Origin of the sequence: Rhodococcus sp. (in: high G+C Gram-positive bacteria), from assembly GCF_049591685.1 — a bacterium.
In the GTDB taxonomy this organism is placed as follows: Bacteria; Actinomycetota; Actinomycetes; order Mycobacteriales; family Mycobacteriaceae; genus Rhodococcoides.
The window spans coordinates 1-2,093 of the sequence record NZ_JBAWFH010000150.1; the positions used below are offsets into that span (position 1 = coordinate 1).

Here is a 2,093-nt window from a genome sequence, read left to right on the forward strand (position 1 = left end):
CAGCCAGCCGCTCGGTGTCGACGGGCAGCGCCAGGGCCGCCGCTTTCGCCGACGATCGCACGGCCTGGCGCACCTGCAATTCCTCGGTGACCCGATCTTCCAGTAAGCGGACGACCTTGCCGTCCACGGCCCAGGCGACGTACTCCGCGCAGATGGCCCCCTGCTCGGCGAGCCTGCCCCACTTGCGCGTGTTCGCTGCCGTCCCGACCTTGTGGACGCCGTTGGCGAAGGTCGCGATGTACAGCCAATGCGGCTGCATCACATGCGGTTCGAGCGATTTCGACACGAACCCGCCACGGTGAACGGTGTGCACGAAACGAAACGGATCCTTGGACTCACATTCCTCGCACTGCGAGCCGGCATCGACCGGGAGTTGCTTCGGGCACGCAACGTACTCCGAACGCGAACCCTGCCGGAACGCCACCCGACCCGTACACCACCGCTGCGGCCCGAGCGAGGCGAACCCGAGGCGCGCACCTCGGAGAGAACGATGGCCGACCTCCCGCGTGTCGATGTCCACTACTCGCAGAGTCGGATCGCCCTCGCTCGCCGGCCAGGTGACCCCGAGGACGAGTGACGTGGTCAGCGTGGCCCGAACTGACGGTCGCCGGCGTCGCCGAGCCCCGGAACGATGAACGCGTCGTCGTTGAGGCCTTCGTCGACGCTCGCTGTCACCAACCGAACCGGCAGTCCCGACGCCTCCAGCGCCGCAACACCCTCCGGTGCCGCGACGACGCAGATGGCCGTGACGTCCGCAGCGCCACGCTCGACCAGAAGCTCGATGGTGTGCACCATCGATCCACCGGTCGCGAGCATCGGGTCCAGGACGTAGACGGGCGTCGCGGACAAGTCGTCGGGCAGCGATTCCATGTACGGGACCGGCTGGTGGGTCTGCTCGTCACGGGCCATCCCGACGAATCCGACGCGCGACTGCGGGATCAGTCCACTCGCCTTCTCGACCATTCCGAGACCGGCACGCAGGACCGGGACCAGCAGCGGCGGACGCGCCAACCGCGTGCCCTGCGTCGTGGCGACCGGGGTCTTGACATCGAAGACATCGATGTCGGCGTCGCGGGTGGCCTCGTACACCAGCATGTGGGTGAGCTGGCGGAGCGCGGACCGAAACGTTGCGTTGTCACTGCGCTCGTCGCGCATCGTCGTCAACAGTGCAGCGGCCAGTGGGTGTTCGACCACATGAGTTTTCATTCCAGAAGGATAATTGCGGGAACCGATGGACGCGCACATGCGTCGAAGGTTTGTGTAGGAACTGCGCTCGCGCAGACCAAATCGTTCGGGAGGCACCGATGACAGAGGTAACGGCTACGGCGACGGCCATCGAGGCGTATGCGGGCACCACCGCAGCGATGTCGACGCAGGTGGCCGGTGCCGCTGCAGCCGAATCGTTGTGCGGACCGGCTGTGCTCGCGCCGGTGTTCGGAGTTGTGGGTACCGAGTTCCTCGCGGCCTTCACCGCCGTTCACGTCAACCGTCTCGATGCGGTCGTTCGTCTGGCGGGGGCCATGGCTCATATCGGCGGCGCGGCCGGTTCCTCCTCGCTGGCGTACGACCTCACCGACGCCGAGACCGCGGCGAGTCTGCTGTGATCGACCTTCTCGCCAAGCCCGTCGTCGATCTCCTCGGTTCATTCGGATCGGGCATGGTGCCACCCGGTGGACCGACCGAAGTAATCCGAGCGTCGTCATCCGTCCTCGACTCGGTGCAGCAGATCGGGCGAGCGGCCGTATCCGAACTCGCGTCATCCTGGAGTGGACCGGCGGCGACGGCCGCGATCGACCTCGCGGAGCGCACACACAGCAGCGCTGTCGCACTGTCCGACCACGGTAGCGACATCGCCGCAATCGTCGACCGCGCGTGCGAGAAGGTGCACGCCGGTCTCCTCGAATTGCAGGCGATCGTGCAATCGTTTCTCTCGGTCGCCACCGCCGCAGCCCCCATGTTGTGGACGCCGGCCGGGCAATCCATGATCATCGCCGCGGCCATCGAGCACCTCGAGCGTGCACTGGCAGTGGTCGCGCGCGTACGCGCCGAACTCGCAGCGCACGCCGCCGAGATCGGGGCGTTCGGCACTGCGC

General features: G+C 67.1%; 4 protein-coding genes and 1 pseudogene. 3 read left to right on the plus strand and 2 right to left on the minus strand.

Annotated features, from left to right (window positions below):
• A partial coding sequence (locus tag WBQ44_RS06420; RefSeq protein WP_495565891.1) for a DUF2797 domain-containing protein occupies positions 1-313 on the minus strand: 313 nt, incomplete at its 3' end.
• On the opposite strand from WBQ44_RS06420, the gene WBQ44_RS06425 reads away from it, so the two are divergent.
• Positions 308-577 (plus strand): hypothetical protein, encoded by a 270-nt coding sequence (locus WBQ44_RS06425; RefSeq protein WP_495565892.1) that lies wholly within the window; start codon positions 308-310, stop codon positions 575-577. The two genes, WBQ44_RS06420 and WBQ44_RS06425, sit on opposite strands and share 6 nt — an antisense overlap.
• A 5-nt stretch (positions 578-582) precedes the next feature.
• On the opposite strand, the gene upp is transcribed toward WBQ44_RS06425, so the two are convergent.
• On the minus strand, positions 583-1,206 hold the full coding sequence (upp, locus tag WBQ44_RS06430; RefSeq protein ID WP_495565893.1) for a uracil phosphoribosyltransferase: 624 nt from the start codon (positions 1,204-1,206) through the stop codon (positions 583-585).
• A 98-nt stretch (positions 1,207-1,304) separates the two neighbouring features.
• Here upp and WBQ44_RS06435 point away from each other — a divergent pair, with 98 nt between their 5' ends.
• Positions 1,305-1,604, plus strand: coding sequence for a type VII secretion target (locus WBQ44_RS06435; RefSeq protein WP_495565894.1), 300 nt, complete (start codon positions 1,305-1,307; stop codon positions 1,602-1,604).
• Positions 1,601-2,093, plus strand: a pseudogene (locus WBQ44_RS06440) (hydrolase); the annotation flags it as partial. The gene WBQ44_RS06435 and the pseudogene WBQ44_RS06440, both read left to right, overlap by 4 nt.

Coding starts and splice junctions, on each gene's coding strand:
- upp (WP_495565893.1), bottom strand. CDS start 1,206: ATGAAAACTCATGTGGTCGAACACCCACTGGCCGCTGCACTGTTGACG.
- WBQ44_RS06435 (WP_495565894.1), top strand. CDS start 1,305: ATGACAGAGGTAACGGCTACGGCGACGGCCATCGAGGCGTATGCGGGC.